Origin of the sequence: Actinoallomurus sp. CA-142502 (assembly GCF_050936355.1) — a bacterium.
Lineage (GTDB): Bacteria > Actinomycetota > Actinomycetes > Streptosporangiales > Streptosporangiaceae > Actinoallomurus > Actinoallomurus iriomotensis.
The window spans coordinates 6,931,347-6,945,327 of the sequence record NZ_JBNJMY010000001.1; the positions used below are offsets into that span (position 1 = coordinate 6,931,347).

The 13,981-nt window shown below is 71.4% G+C and carries 13 protein-coding genes; 2 read left to right on the plus strand and 11 right to left on the minus strand.

Translation table 11 applies throughout. The features are described from left to right. Positions 1–7: 7 nt before the first annotated feature. The 6 genes from ACQEV1_RS32690 to ACQEV1_RS32715 are packed head-to-tail and all read right to left on the minus strand — an operon-like array spanning position 8 to position 7,769. Positions 8–1,894: a right-handed parallel beta-helix repeat-containing protein gene (locus ACQEV1_RS32690; RefSeq protein ID WP_285623296.1), complete on the minus strand. Its 1,887-nt coding sequence runs from the start codon at positions 1,892–1,894 to the stop codon at positions 8–10. A 49-nt stretch (positions 1,895–1,943) separates the two neighbouring features. Further along, positions 1,944–2,729, minus strand: coding sequence for a hypothetical protein (locus ACQEV1_RS32695; RefSeq protein ID WP_285623298.1), 786 nt, complete (start codon positions 2,727–2,729; stop codon positions 1,944–1,946). Between the two features lie 17 nt (positions 2,730–2,746). Then, on the minus strand, positions 2,747–4,660 hold the full coding sequence (locus ACQEV1_RS32700) for a hypothetical protein (protein WP_433398667.1): 1,914 nt from the start codon (positions 4,658–4,660) through the stop codon (positions 2,747–2,749). A gap of 36 nt (positions 4,661–4,696) precedes the next feature. Continuing rightward, entirely contained in the window at positions 4,697–5,611 is a 915-nt protein-coding gene (locus tag ACQEV1_RS32705; RefSeq protein ID WP_285623303.1) for a carbohydrate ABC transporter permease, read from the minus strand. Beyond that, the gene (locus tag ACQEV1_RS32710; protein WP_285623306.1) at positions 5,608–6,504 is read right to left on the minus strand and encodes a carbohydrate ABC transporter permease; all 897 of its coding nucleotides are present in this window, start codon (positions 6,502–6,504) and stop codon (positions 5,608–5,610) included. The genes ACQEV1_RS32705 and ACQEV1_RS32710 overlap by 4 nt, the downstream gene beginning before the upstream one ends. Continuing rightward, a complete protein-coding gene (locus ACQEV1_RS32715) occupies positions 6,501–7,769 on the minus strand; it encodes an ABC transporter substrate-binding protein (RefSeq protein ID WP_433398671.1) in 1,269 nt (422 codons plus the stop codon). The genes ACQEV1_RS32710 and ACQEV1_RS32715 overlap by 4 nt, the downstream gene beginning before the upstream one ends. 189 nt (positions 7,770–7,958) lie before the next feature. Between ACQEV1_RS32715 and ACQEV1_RS32720 the strand changes: the two genes are divergently transcribed. Beyond that, positions 7,959–9,056, plus strand: coding sequence for an FCD domain-containing protein (locus ACQEV1_RS32720; RefSeq protein WP_285623309.1), 1,098 nt, complete (start codon positions 7,959–7,961; stop codon positions 9,054–9,056). A gap of 57 nt (positions 9,057–9,113) precedes the next feature. Continuing rightward, positions 9,114–10,562: a glycoside hydrolase family 28 protein gene (locus ACQEV1_RS32725; RefSeq protein ID WP_433398674.1), complete on the plus strand. Its 1,449-nt coding sequence runs from the start codon at positions 9,114–9,116 to the stop codon at positions 10,560–10,562. A gap of 13 nt (positions 10,563–10,575) precedes the next feature. Here ACQEV1_RS32725 and ACQEV1_RS32730 read toward each other — a convergent pair whose 3' ends face one another. From ACQEV1_RS32730 to ACQEV1_RS32750, 5 genes are read right to left on the minus strand one after another with little or no spacing between them, the layout of a single operon-like run. Next, positions 10,576–10,779, minus strand: coding sequence for a ferredoxin (locus tag ACQEV1_RS32730; RefSeq protein ID WP_285623313.1), 204 nt, complete (start codon positions 10,777–10,779; stop codon positions 10,576–10,578). Then, on the minus strand, positions 10,776–12,053 hold the full coding sequence (locus ACQEV1_RS32735; protein WP_433398678.1) for an NADH-ubiquinone oxidoreductase-F iron-sulfur binding region domain-containing protein: 1,278 nt from the start codon (positions 12,051–12,053) through the stop codon (positions 10,776–10,778). The genes ACQEV1_RS32730 and ACQEV1_RS32735 overlap by 4 nt, the downstream gene beginning before the upstream one ends. Further along, positions 12,050–12,721 carry a hypothetical protein gene (locus ACQEV1_RS32740; protein WP_433398681.1) on the minus strand — a complete coding sequence of 224 codons (672 nt, stop codon included), beginning with the start codon at positions 12,719–12,721 and terminating at the stop codon, positions 12,050–12,052. Before ACQEV1_RS32740 ends, ACQEV1_RS32735 begins: the two co-directional genes overlap by 4 nt. Continuing rightward, positions 12,718–13,641, minus strand: coding sequence for an FAD:protein FMN transferase (locus ACQEV1_RS32745; protein ID WP_433398684.1), 924 nt, complete (start codon positions 13,639–13,641; stop codon positions 12,718–12,720). The genes ACQEV1_RS32740 and ACQEV1_RS32745 overlap by 4 nt, the downstream gene beginning before the upstream one ends. Beyond that, the gene (locus tag ACQEV1_RS32750; RefSeq protein ID WP_433398687.1) at positions 13,641–13,949 is read right to left on the minus strand and encodes a hypothetical protein; all 309 of its coding nucleotides are present in this window, start codon (positions 13,947–13,949) and stop codon (positions 13,641–13,643) included. Before ACQEV1_RS32750 ends, ACQEV1_RS32745 begins: the two co-directional genes overlap by 1 nt. Between the last annotated feature and the right edge of the window lie 32 nt (positions 13,950–13,981).

A 13,981-nucleotide genomic window follows, 5' to 3' on the forward strand; every position in this document is an offset into this window, starting at 1 on the left:
CGGCGGCTCAGTGGGCCGGGGTGTTCTCCGGGAGCGGATACGGGAAGTTCGGGGTGACCCCGATCTTGTCGAGCTCCAGCTTGGACTCGTCGAACCCGTCGTTCCAGCTGTCGTTCTCGAACGTGTTGCAGTGCGTGTCGCCGTGGAAGGGCGCCTTGTACTGGGCGTTGGTGACCTTGATGTTGCTGAAGTTCCAGCCGCAGCCGCCGGCGTCCATGTGGATGCCGCTCGGCACGACGTCCGGCATCGACGGGTCGGCGTTGACGTCGTCGACGGTGATCTGCGACATCTGGCTCTCGATGGTGTGCGGCTCGAAGTTCTGCACGCCGTAGGAGTCGATCGCGCCCATGTCGCCGCTGTCCTGGCCGGCGTGCGCGATCTTCAGGTACTTCAGCACGTTGCCGCCGGCGTAGTTGTCCGCGTTGGCCACCGTGGTGATCGCCTTGACGCTCACGGCGTACCGGGCGCTGTGCTGGATGACGCTGTTGCTCAGCTCGTTGTGGCCGCTGTCGACGACCTCGTAGCCGGAGGCGTCGCCGGGCACCAGTTCGCCGACCCAGTTGATGAAGTTGTCGGTCAGGACGTTGTCGTGTGAGAGGTTCCCCTCACCGGGGTAGCCGCCCTCGAGCTTGACGCCGTCGCCGCCGAGCCGCTCGAAGAGGCTGTCGGAGATCGTGTCGTGGTCGTTGGCGAACAGCATGAACACGCCGGTCCAGCCGGTGTCGGCGAAGTGCATGCGCCGCAGGGCGACGTGTGTCGTGTTGGTCAGCGTGACGGCCCCGTACCGGTTGCGCGTCATCTCGATCTGGCGGTCGTAGTCGGGGTACTTGTGGATCACGCCCGAGTCGCCGACGCCGTTCCAGCCGTAGCGGTACCAGTCGGTGAAGTCGGTGTACTGCACGGTCAGCCCGTCGAGCGACAGGTCGTGCACCTTGGCGTTCGGCGAACTGCCCGCGACCGAGAACACCGTCTGCACGGTCGGCGCCCAGACCTGCGAGTTGTCGATCGAGCCGCTGCGCGGCCAGTAGTAGAGCTCACCGGTGGCGTGGTCGAGGTAGTACTCCCCGGCCTCGTCGAGGAAGTCGAGGGAGTTCTGGAGGAAGTACCTGGACCCGACGTGGGAGTACAGCGAGAACCTCGTCGGGTAGCGAAGACTGATGAACTTCTTCGTCCAGTTGACGTTGAGGATCGGGTCGGTGTCGGTGAACCAACTCCAGTGGCCGCCGGACCAGACCACGACCTGCGCGTCGTGCAGGTCCCAGTTCTGGTCCAGGTCGCCGTCCTTGTAGGCCATCCACTGCTGGGAGTTGGTCAGCGCGTCGTCGGAGCTCTCCACGGCCTGGAAGTACGGGCCGAGCGTCTCGGTGGACGTGCGGTTCGGCGTACGCGCCGTCGTCGCCCGCTGACCGTTGTCGTACAGCGTGTAGAAGGGCTGGTTCTTGTCGACCTGGGTCTTGTAGATGTTGCCCTTGTACTTCTGCCAGCCGGTGATCTGCCGGGCGCCGAGGAAGCGCGCCTTCCCCGGGCCGTCATAGCTCTGGTAGACGACCGAGTGACCGTTGCTGCCGGAGTCGGCCTCGTTGAACTGGATGGTCTTCGCCACCGGGTAGTCCCCGGCCCGCAGCTCGACCTGGATGTCGCAGGACATGTTCTTGTTCAGCCCACGCTGACGAATGACGTCACGCGCGTGCTCGACGGTCTTCCACGGCTTGCCGATCGTGCCGTTCGCGCCGTCATCTCCCTGCGTGGAGACGAAGAAGCGCTTCGGGGTGCAGGTGCTCTGACCGGCGTCGGCGGCACCGGCGGTGGCGGCCGCCGGTACGGTCAGGCACGCGAGCGCGGCGGCCGCGCACACGGCGCCGCGCAGAAATCTCTTACGGGATCTGCGGAACAATGAGCCCTCCTCGGGATCACAGGTGAACGGGCCCCCCGATGTCCTGCGGTCAGTGCCGGTCGGCGCGCCAGCGTTCGTACTCGGCGCGGGTCTCCTGCGTGAGCGGGTAGTAGTCGACGAGCGCGCCGCCGTCCTCGATGCGGGACCGGCTGAACTTCTCCCACTCCTCGTGCTCGCCGGCCGACTCGATGACCTCGCGGGCACGGCGGCGCGGCACGATGACGGCGCCGTCGTCGTCGGCCACCACCAGGTCGCCGGGCAGCGTCAGCACGCCGCCGCACGCGATCGGCACGTCGTACGCCCACGGGAACAGCTCGGACTGGGACGCGTAGTGCGGGGTGACGCCGGTCGTCCAGATGGGCACGCCGAGCTGGCGCACGCGCGGCGCGTCCCGGATGCAGCCGTCGACGACGATGCCCGCGCCGCCCTTCTGCTTGAAGTAGCGGACCAGCATGTCGCCGAAGCAGCCGGTGTAGGCGCTGCCGTAGGCCTGCACGACGAGCACGTCACCGGGCTGGACGGTCTCCAGCACCGCCCACAGCGCGGTGTGCCGTTCGATGTACTCCTGGCCGAGACCGGAGGCGATGTCCTCCCGCTGCGGCATGAACTGCAGGGTCAGCGCCCGCCCGGCGACCTTCTGTCCCGGCTCCAGCGGCCGCGGTCCGGCGACGAACGTCCGGCGTATTCCCTGCGCGTGCAGCTTGGCGCAGGCCGTCGCGGCGCTGACCGCGGAGAGCCGTCGCACGAGGTCGGGGTCGGCCGGCTCCGGAGCATCGCCCCGTACGGGCAGGTCCCACACCGAATCCTCGTCGGCACTTCGGCCGCTGTCTTCCACTGACGACTCCTTCATGGTCATGCGTCCGCCGGGATGGTCCCGGCGTGCTGATGGGCGGGCCGGACGGCCCGCGGGGCCAGGTGCAGGTCGAGCCGGATCCGGCGGCCCGGCGGCAGGACGACCTCGATCCGCGATCCGCCGACCTCGAGCTCCCGGCTGACGACGGCCGCGTCCGGCGCGACGTACGAGGTCAGGTCGCCGGGGTAGGCCGTCTCCGCGGCGGTGACCACCGCGCGCGTGATCCGGTGCTCGCCGAACGCGCCGGCCTGCACGACCACACGGCGGGTGCCGGTCAGTCCGGTGTGCACGAGCTCGACGCCGGTACGGTCGGGGCCGACCTCGTCGACCAGCGCCGCCACGTCCGGCGGCAGGCCCGGCCGGCGGCGGTCGGCGTCGAAGTAGGCCAGCCGCGCCGGCAGCAGGCCGCCGTTGTAGAGGACCTGCGGCGTGCCGGTGGTGAGCTGGAGCAGCGCCTCGGTGAGCACCGGGTTGAGCCGCTGCCAGTGGTGGACGTGGATCTCGCCGGGGTCGGCCTCGTCCACGTCGATCAGCGCCATCCGCCGCTGCACCTGCCCGAGCGCCGTGGCGAGCATGGCCTCGGGGAAGCCGGGGTTGTCGCCGCGCAGGAACTCCAGCCACGGCGCCTCGTGACCGGCCTCCTCCTTGTTACGGAAGGCGCGCACCACCCGCCAGTCGTAGCCGGACTCCCGCCGCAGCCGGTCGAGACGGTCGCGGTCCGGCTCGGCCATGCCCGCGTGCCACAGCCATACCGGCAGGCCGAGCTGCGGAGGCTGGAAGTCGAACCAGCCGCCGTCGTCGTGTCGGTTCGGCACGAGCAGGGTCTCGCGGGCGGCGTCCTCGCCGAGCTCGGCGTACCACCGGTCGCTGATGCTCATGTCGGTCCCGCTGACCGAACCGCGCCGGCTCTCGCCCAGGACCAGGTCGATCGGGCCGCGGCCGAGGTCCAGGTGGTCCGTGCCGCCGGTGAGGATGACGGAGTTGACCGCGGCGACGGCCGCCGCCGCGCCGACGCTGTAGATGCCGTGCGGCCACTGCCAGCCGTAGTTGCCGCCGTACCAGTGTCCGCCGTGCAGCTCGCCCACCCGGCCGGACGGGCCCACGTTGTCCGGGAGGATCCCGCCCAGCTCGGCGGCGCGGCGCTCCCACGCGCCCATGTAGCGCAGCGCCCAGTCGCGGAACCGGTCCTCGTGGCCGTACAGCCAGGCGTTGGTGGCCAGGCTCGTAGCGGCCAGGTTCACCGCGACGTCGCCGCGCCCGATCCGCTCGTTCATGGCGGCGCCCATACGGGCGGCCTTCGCCGGGTCGGCCAGGTCGTCCCACTTCTCGATGCCGGGCAGGTCGCGCAGCGGCAGCCCGAAGGGCCGCATCGACGGCTGGTCCGGGCGGTACGACGACGCCCACTCCTCGTTGACGCCGTAGCGCGGCCCGCCGCCGCCGTTGTGCGGCGCGCGGATGATGTCGTGCTCCGGGTCGTAGTTGCCGGTCGGCGAGTCCGGCAGGTACAGCTCGGCGAAGCGGTGCGCGCGGGCGGCGAACTTCTCGTCGCGGGGGTCGGCGGCGCAGATCCCGTAGAACAGCAGCAGGGACTCGCCCTGATGGAACCAGTCGTAGCCGCGCTCGAACTCGTCCACCAGGTAGCCGAATCCGGTGAGCTGGGCCGTCACCCCCTCCCAGTGGTGCTTGCAGGCGTCCAGCAGGTCGTCGGCGCCACCGAGCTGGTACAGGACCGGCCAGTTGAAGAACGCCTCGTAGAAGTCGTCGGCGCCGTCGCGGCTCGCGATCTCGCCGTTGTACCGCAGCGCGCCGTCGGGCAGGCAGTAGTGCGCGGCGAACGCGCGCCAGGCCTCGTCGAGCACGTCGAACAGCCGGCGCTCCAGCACCGCCCAGGCCGGCGGCGCCCCGGCTGGCACACTCGCCACTACACGCGGGACATCTTGAGACACGGGTCAGCCCTTCGTCGCGCCGGCCGTCAGGCCGCTGATGATGTGCCGCTGCATGACCACGAAGAAGACGAGGAGCGGGGCGATCGCCAGCAGCAGCGTCGGGAAGACCACCGAGTAGTCGGTGGAGTACTGGCTGACCGCCGCGTAGACGCCCGTCGTGACCGTGTACAGGCCGCTGCCCGGCCCGAGGATGATCTGCGGGTTCACGAAGTCGTTCCACACCGAGAAGGTGTTGAGGATGACCATCGTGGCGACCACGGGCCGCATGAGCGGAAAGATGATCTTCCAGAAGGTCCGCAGCCGCCCGGCGCCGTCGACCGCCGCGGCCTGGTCCAGCGTCGGCGGGATCGTGCCGATGTAGCCGGCGTACAGGAAGACCGAGAAGGGCAGCGTGAGCGCGGTCTCGAAGAGCACGAAACCGCGGATCGTGCCCATCAGCCCCAGCGTCTTGAGCACGTACACGACCGGGATGACCAGCACCTGGCCCGGGATGAACGTGCCGGCCAGGAAGGTCAGCAGCAGCAGCCGGTACCGGCGGCGGGAACTGCGGGCGATGACGTACGCGACGGGCCCGGCCAGCGCCACGGACAGCACGTTGACCGCCACCACGAACAGGATGGTCACGGCGTACCCGCGCACGATGTTGAACTGCGGGTTGTGCAGCGCGTGGGAGAGGTAACGGGTGGTGAGGGCGCCCACCGGCAGGCCGAACGGGTTGGCGAGGATCTCTTCCTGCGGCTTGAACGCGTTGACCACCAGGACGTACAGCGGGGTCAGCATGAAGATCGCGACCAGGCCCAGGAACACCGCCCGCGGCAGTCCGCTGCGCCGCCGGACGCTCCGCCGCTCGGGAGCGGCCGCCTCCGAGACGGCCGTTCCCTCCTCCGCACGACTTTCCGTCACCGTCAGCTCGCTCATGAATAGACCGCCATTTCGCCGCGACGGCGCATGCGGGTGACGACGAGGGCGAGGATCCCGGTGACGATCATGAGCACCACGGACTGCGCCGAGCCGAACCCGAGCCGGTTGTCATGGAAGGAGTTCCACAGGATGAGGTAGGCGACCGTCTGGGTCTGCCCGGCCGGCCCGCCGGCCGTCAGCGAGACCACCAGGTCGTACGTCTTCAGCAGGGTCACCAGCGACAGGACGATGTTGACCGTCACGACCGGCCCGAGCGCCGGCAGCGTCACGTGGCGGAACACCTGCCACCGCGTGGCGCCGTCGATCCGCGCGGCCTCCACGAGCGAGCGCGGAACCGCCTGCAGCCCCGCCAGGTAGAGCACGACGTTCACCCCGAAGCCCGCCCAGACCAGGACCGCGATCATCGTGATCAGGGCCCAGGTGGGATCGGACAGGAACGGCAGGACGCTCCCGCCGTGCGCGGTGAGCAGGCTGTTCACCGCCCCGGTGGTGCCGAGGATGGCGCTCCACAGGAAGCCCACGACCAGCGCGCTGAGCACGTGCGGGTAGAACAGCACCACGCGCAGGAACCGGTTGATCCGTGATGTGCCGTTCACCAGGAGGGCGAAGCCGAGCCCGAGGAGGTTCATCCCGGCCGTGCCGGCGACCGCGACGAGCAGCGTGACGAACGCGGCGTGCCGCATCACCGGGTCCGAGAACAGGTGCGTGTAGTTGGACCCACCGATGATCTTCGGCTGGGCGCTGTAGCCGTCCCAGTCGGTCAGGCTCAGGTAGAACGCCAGACCGACCGGGACGACGAGCATGACCACGAAGACCACGGTCGCCGGGACGACCATGAGCAGGGTGGCGGCACCGTCACCCGCCCGCTTGGTCCGCTTCACGAAATTCATGAGTGCGCGCTGACCCACTCGTCGACGGCGGAGGCGACCTTCTCGGGTGAGCGGCCGACGTAGAGGCCCTGCACCTGGGTGTTCCACGCGTCGTTGAAGCCGCTCGGCAGGGTGTAGTCGCCGTAGCCCTCACCCTGCGGCACGCCGGACGGCGCGGCGTCGAGGATCTGCTGCACCTGCTGTTCGAGCGGGGTGAACTTCCGGTCGTAGCCCTTGCGGAAGTTGCCGTCCTGCTGGAGCTGGCTGGTCACCGCGGCTTTGTCGGTGACGAGCCACTGGACGAGCTTGAGCGCCAGCGCGCGGTGCTTGGTCGACTTCAGGACCATGTACGGCGCGGCCATGGTGGCGCCCTGCGGGCCGGGACTCTTCTGCCCCGCCTGGACCGGTGCCGGGAAGACGCCGACCTCGAAGTCCTTCTTGGCCGTCGCCTCCGACGCGGTGAACCAGCTGCCCATGACGTACATCGCGGACTTGCCGGAGAAGAACCTGGTCTGGGAGTCCGGGTACTTCAGGCCCATCGCGTTCTTGTCGAGGTAGCCCTTGTCCAGCCAGCTCTTGTAGAGCTTGAGGTAGGGCAGCATCGAGTCGCCGACCTTGAGGCGCTTGGCCCGGATGTCCTGATACCACTGCGGGTGGCTCTGGGCGAGCGAGGGGTCCGCGAGCTGGAGCATCTGCAGGCCGGTGACGAAGTCGCCCGCGGTCTGCAGTGGAAGGTAGCCGGCGCTCTTGAGCTTGCCCATGTCCTGGGTCAGCTCGTCCAGCGTCGTGGGCGGCTGCGCGATCCCGGCCTTGGTGAAGGCGGTCTTGTTGTAGAAGATCAGCGACTGGGCCTGCTCACCGACGCCGACCGTGTAGATCTTGCCACCGAGAGCGGCCTCCTGGACCAGCGGCGTGCCCTTCGTCCACGACTGGTCGGTCAGGTCGAGCATCTGCGGCGCGAGCGTGCGGTCCGCCATCAGGGTCTCGACCACGTCCGGAGCATTGCCCGCCGCCAGCTGCTGTGGCAGTGTGTCCGCCACCGTCTTGCCGGTCGGCGCCTCGATCTTCACGTCCACACCCGGATTCGCCTGCTCGAACGGCTTGACGAGCCCCTCCCAGTAACTCTGGGTGAGGTTCGGGGTGATGTTGACGAGCATGCGAACCGTGCCCTTGTCACCACCGTCCGACGAGCTCTTGCCAGAGAAGCCTCCCCCGCCGCCACAGGCGGCCAGTGCGAGGGCCAGCACGGTTCCGACGGCAGCCCGGCTCAGGTGTTGTGCGCGCATCACGCCTCCTCCCCGTTGAGCCCCCCGGCCTTCAACGTTCTAATGGGTCAATCATCGAGTAACGATGCATTAATAAATGGGGGCGAGGCGCGGTGTCAAGGGTTACCTTGGTGTAACAAACCGAGGTACAGTGCATTTCGTACTCGAAATGAGTCATAAGTCCATGCATCCGCGGAGTACTCTGATCCGATGACGACCACGTCCAACCCCTCCTTCGCCCTGAGTGACGCGGACCGCTCGACGCTGCTGGCGTGGGCCGCGCAGGATGACGGAGCCCTGAGCCTGCGTAGCCGGATCGTCCTCACGCTGGCCGAGGGCCTGTCCAACAAGGACGTCGCCACCCGGCTGGGCGTCAGCCCCGCGACCGTCGGCAAGTGGCGGAGCCGGTACACCGAGCACGGCCTCGACGGACTGGCCGACGCACCGCGGCCGGGCCGCCCGCGCAGCGTCGAGCGCGAGGAGGCCGAGCGCCTCATCGCCGCCGCGCTCAGCGAGGCCGAACGCGGCGGCACCGTGCCCTCCACCCATACGCTCGCCCGCAGCCTCGGCCTGTCCCAGTCGACGGTCTCCCGCATCTACCGCGACGTGCAGGAGGCCGGGCCGCCGGCGGTGCCGGTCGGATCACCCCAGCCGCAGGCCGTTCCCGGCACCGACGACCTGCTCCCGCGCGAGCTGCTGTCCGACCGCGTGTACGAGATGCTCCGCCGCTGGATCGTCGAGGGGCGGCTCACGGCGGGCCAGCGCCTCAGCGAGTCGGAGATCGCCCGCCGGCTCGGCACCAGCCAGGCGCCCGCTCGCGAGGCGATCAAACGGCTGGTGCATGAGGGCCTGGTCCGCTACCTGCCCCACCGGGGCAACTACGTCACGCAGGTCTCCGAGGAGCAGGCCCGCGAGGTCCGCGACGTCCGTCTCCTGCTGGAAGAACACGCCGCCCGCAGCGCGACGATGTGCATCGAACCGCAGGCTCTGCAGCGGCTCACCGATGACGTCGAGCGGATGCGCCGGGCCGCGGGCCACGGCGACATCGGCGGCTTCCGCGACGCCGACATGGCGTTCCACCGTGACGTCTGCGCGGCCAGCGGCAACTCCTTCCTGCTCCGCGTCTGGCGCATGATCGAACCCAGCCTCTGGGGCCTGCACGTGCTCGGGAACCCGCTGTACGCGGGTGACTGGGTGGCCATGGCCGAAAATCACGCGACTCTCGTGGCCGCCCTGGCCGGCGGCGACCCGGATGAGGCCGGGCGCCTGTTCGCGAAACACGTGCGAGGCGAGTCCACCCGTACCTGACACCACCCCGACTCACCGCAGGAACCCCCTCCTGCCCTCTCCCGCGAGGAGCCCTCCATGGCCCGACCCGTAAGACGAGACGTACTCCGGATGGGCGCGCTGATGGCAGGCGGGCTGCCGCTGCTGGGCACCCTGCCGAGCGCCGCCGCGCAGGCCGACGACGCCGCGGCGATCGTGGCGCGGGTACGCCCTCCGCGCTTTCCCGACGCCTGGTTCCGGATCGGCTCCTACGGCGCGGTCGGCGACGGCACCACCGACTGCACGCGCGCGATCGACGCGGCCGTCCGCGCCTGCCACGCCGCCGGCGGCGGCCACGTGCTCGTCCCGCCCGGCCGCTGGGCCACCGGCCCCATCCATCTGCTGAGCCGGGTCGACCTCCACGTGGAGGAGGGGGCGACGCTGCTCTTCAGCACCGACCCCGCCGACTACCTCCCGGTCGTGCTCACGCGCTGGCAGGGCGTCGAGGTCTACAACTACTCCCCGCTGATCTACGCCTACCGGCAGCGGGACATCGCGGTGACCGGCCGGGGCGTCCTCGACGCGCAGGGCGACAACGCGCACTGGTGGTTCTGGATCGGCTCCGGGCAGTACGGCTGGAAGTCCGGGATGCCCAACCAGCGGGCGGACTGGGCCGCGCTGGAGAAGATGGGCGAGGACGGCACGCCGCTCGACCAGCGGGTGTTCGGCGACGGCCACTACCTGCGCCCGAGCTTCATCCAGCCGCACTCGTGCCAGAACGTCCTCATCGAGGGCGTCACCCTGCGCCGGTCCCCGATGTGGAACATCCATCCGGTGCTGTGCAAGAACGTCACGATCCGCGACGTCTCGATCGACAGCCCCGGGCCGAACGGCGACGGCTGCGACCCCGACTCCTGCCAGGACGTGGTCATCCGCGGGACGACCTTCGCCACCCACGACGACTGCATCGCGATCAAGTCCGGCCGCGACCAGGACGGCCGCCGGGTCGGCGTGCCGTCGAAGAACATCCTCATCGAGGACTGCGTGTTCCGCAGCGGCGGTGGCGCGGTGGCGATCGGCAGCGAGATGAGCGCCGGCGTGTCCGACGTGGTGGCCCGCCGGCTCCGGATTCCCCTCGACCCGTCCCTGGACGAGGCGAGCGTCCAGTGGATCCTGTCGGTCAAGTCGACCTCGACACGCGGCGGGTACATCCGGGACATCAGCGTCTCGGACGTCTCGTGCCCGGCCTGGACGTACGTGCCGTTCGAGGTCACCTTCACCTACCAGGGCGGAGCGGGCGGAGACCTGTACCCGGACGTGTCGCGCCTGTCGGCGAAGAACTGGTCGGTCACCGGGCAGTGCGACCACCCCATCCGGATCCGCGGCGTCGAGACCGCGCCCGTGCACGACGTACGCCTGACGAACCTGAGGTTCGACCAGGCCGCGAACCAGCCGCTCGTGCAGAACACCACCGGCGTCACGGCCCGCCGCGTCGTGGTCAACGGCACTCCGACGGCCATGGGCACGGCCACGGCCACGACACCGTGAGCGCGACGTCCGGTCAGGGCGCGGGCTCGATCGCCAGTGCCAGCGTCGGGCAGTCGGCGACGGCACGGCGGGCCAGGGACAGCAGTTCGTCCGGCACGGGGCTCAGGATCGGGTAGCCCCACTCGTCCAGGACGATCACCTCGGGCAGCAGTTCGGCGCACAGGGCGTGCCCGGTGCACAGGATCGGGTTGAGACGCAGCCGCCACGGCACGGTCATCGTCCCCCTCTTGTCGGCAGGACACCGGGCCCCTGGGCGGCCGGGCAGTTTCCGGGATGCCGATGCGCGGCGAGGTGCGGTCCGAAGACCCGCAGAGCGCTGGTCGCGAACCGCACCGCGCCGTCCGGGTGGCGGCACGCGCCTCGTCCCGCCACGGCCGACAGGCGCCCGTGGAGCCGTCGCCACACCGTCTCGCCGGCCCGTCCGTCGGCGAGGGCCGCGAGGTCCTCGGCGATGGCCGGGAGCCCGAAGGTGCAGGGCCCGCACTGGCCGGCCGTCTCATCGGCGAGCCATCGCATGATCCGCGCGGACTCCGCCACCCCGCACACGCGGGCGGGCAGGGCGACGATGATGCCGGGTCCGAGCGCCGCTCCGGCCGCCGCGAACGCCGCGGGGGTCGCGGGCGTGCGCGCCCGCCGGATCGGCAGCCACGCTCCCCCGTACCCTCCGGTCAGGATCGCCTGCAGCTGCTCGGCGGGGCCGCCGGCCATGCGCAGCAGGCCGGCCACGCTCGTGCCCAGCGGCGCCTCGATCACGCCGGGGCGCAGCACGGCGCCCGACACGGTGAACAGCGCGGTGCCGGGCGCGTCCGGCGTGCCACAGGCCCGGAACCAGCGGGGCCCGTAACGGGCGATGAGGGCGATGTGGGCGTAGGTCTCCGCGTTGGCGACCAGCGTGGGGCGTCCGCCGACCCCTCGCTCGAACGGGCGGGGCGGGGTGAACGCCGGCTTGGCCTCGCGGCCGCTCAGGTGGTTCACCAGCGCCGTCTCCTCGCTCGCGACGTACCGCCCCGGCACTCGCACCACCCGCACGGCCACGGATCGTACGGGCCCGCGCTCGGCCAGGGCGCTCTCCACCTGCGCGGCCGACTCGGCCGAGTGCACGCACACCGCGATCCGCCGGGCCCGCAGTGCCGACGCGGCGAGGACGGCTCCGTCCAGCACGAGGTGCGGCGCCACCGCGAGCAGCAGCCGGTCCTTGCCGCTCAAAGGCTCTCCCTCGGCCGCGTTGACCACCACGACCGGGGAGCGTCCCGACTCGGCCACCGAGCGCAGCTTGCGCCCGGTGGGGAACGCGCCTCCCCCACGCCCGGTCAGCCCGGCCTCGTCGAGAAGACCGATCAGCCGTGTCCCGGCTCGCTCCCCCGGCTCCGGGCCCAGGGACGGCAGGGCGCCGTACCGCGCCCGATGGTCGCGCAGCCCGGCGGGCCGGCCGAGCGCGTGGTACCCGGCCAGCAGACGCCGCTCGGACGGAGCCGTCGCGGGGACCGTCATCGCCCCGCGGAGTCCGGCGTTCGCGCGGGGGTTCCCGCCCGCTTCGCCCAGCCGGGCCGGAGCGGGCCGTCGGCGCTCCAGCCGATGACGAACACCAGCACGATCAGCGCGGTCAGGGCCGCGCCGGCGCGGAGACCGCGGCGGCGCGGCCCCGGCGCGGCGATCCGCCACGCCACCACCGCGAGCACGGCGGCACCGCACACCCCGGCGAGCAGGAGGAAGACCGGGACGCGGACGTCGCTGCCCGTACCCAGGGCGTGGACGAACGCGGTCACCCAGCACGCGTACGCCGACCAGTGCAGGACCCGCCACCGGCGCACGCCGATCCTCGTACGGAGCAGGCTGGTCACGGTGAGGATCAGGAGCGTGTCGAAGGCGACTGTGCCCAGGCCGAGCCAGATCGGACGGTAGGCGGAGGCGAACGGCACCACCGCGTCGGCGAGGTCGATCGGCGCGTACGAGTCGAGGATCGCGGTGCCGGCGTGCACGGCCAGGAAGCCCAGGCCGGCGAGGGTGAGGTTGCGGTGCATCCCGGCGATCACGAAGCGGGGAACACGCCGTCCCCCGAACCGCACCGCCGACAGCACCCCGAGGACGACCACGCCGGTGAGGAACAGCAGGGCGACCTCGCCGGTCGCGCGGGTGGAGTACCACAGGACTCCGTTCACCGCGGCACCGTGACCTCGGCGGACGGCCAGCCGGCCACGGTGAGCACCGTCCCGTCCAGCCGGACCAGGCGGGCGGGCAGTGCCTGCTCGGCGAGCCGGCGGTCGGCGCCGCGCCCTTCGACCAGCGCGGCCGTGGACGCGGCGTTGGCGTCGAGGCAGCTCCCGGCGGCGACGCTGACCGTGCGCCACCACGTGCCGGCCGGCGCGCCGGTCGACGGGTCGATGATGTGGTTCCACCGCCGGTCGCCGTGCCGCCAGTGACGTACGGTGAGCGACGACGTCGCGAGGCCGCCATCGGTGATCACGACGGTCTGGCCCGGCTCGTCCGGCCCGGCTCCGTGGTCGTCCGTCACGCGTATCCGCCAGCCTCCGGACGGCGCCGGGCCGCTCACCGCGATGTCACCGCCGAGGCCGACCAGCACGCCGCATCCGGCGGCGGACGCGGCCCGCGCGACCGCCCGGTCCACGGCGAGCGCCTTGGCCGTCGCCCCCAGGTCGAGGCTGACCCCGCGCGGAAGCCGCACGACCCGGTCGTGCAGCTCGACCACGGGCCAGCCCGCCGCCGGTCGCGGCACGACGTACGGCCGTGAGGCGCCACCGCGGACCTCGGCGAGGTCGCGGTCGTAACCGGCGGAGATCAGCGCACCGCCCACCGTCGGATCGACCAGGCCGCCGGTCGCCCTGGCGACCGCCAGCGCGCGGCCGAGGGTCTCGGCGAACAGCGGCGAGACCTCGACCGGACGGCCGCACGCGCCGTTGACCCGCGACAGCTCGGAGTCCGACCGAAACCGGTCGCACGCCTTCCCCATCGCCGTGGCCTCGTCCTGGAGGGCGCACCAGGCGGCGTTCATGCGCCGCGCGTCCGTCACCACCAGGCACCCGGTCATCCCCCAGATCGGGAAGTCCCGCCGGCGTTCCATCACGACCCGCCGGAGGTGGCGTGGGGACGCCGGTGCGAGGGGCGGGGAGCACGGTGCGGCGGGGTGAGCCGGAGCCGGCCCGCCTCGGCCGGGGGCGAGGCCGACGCCCGGCCCCCGGAGGCGTCGCCGGTCCCGGCCGGGGAGGGCCCGTCGGACGGGGCCGCCTGTCCCGGCAGCAGGTGGGCCAGGCCCATCCCCAGCACGCCGGACAGCACGACACCGGCGGCGACCGCCCTCCGCGTCCACCTGGTCACCGCGGCGAGCCCGGCGTCACGCGCGCGGCGTCGCGAGCGTTCCCAGCGGTCCATGATCCCTCCCCTTGCCGGCCTCCGGCCGGTGG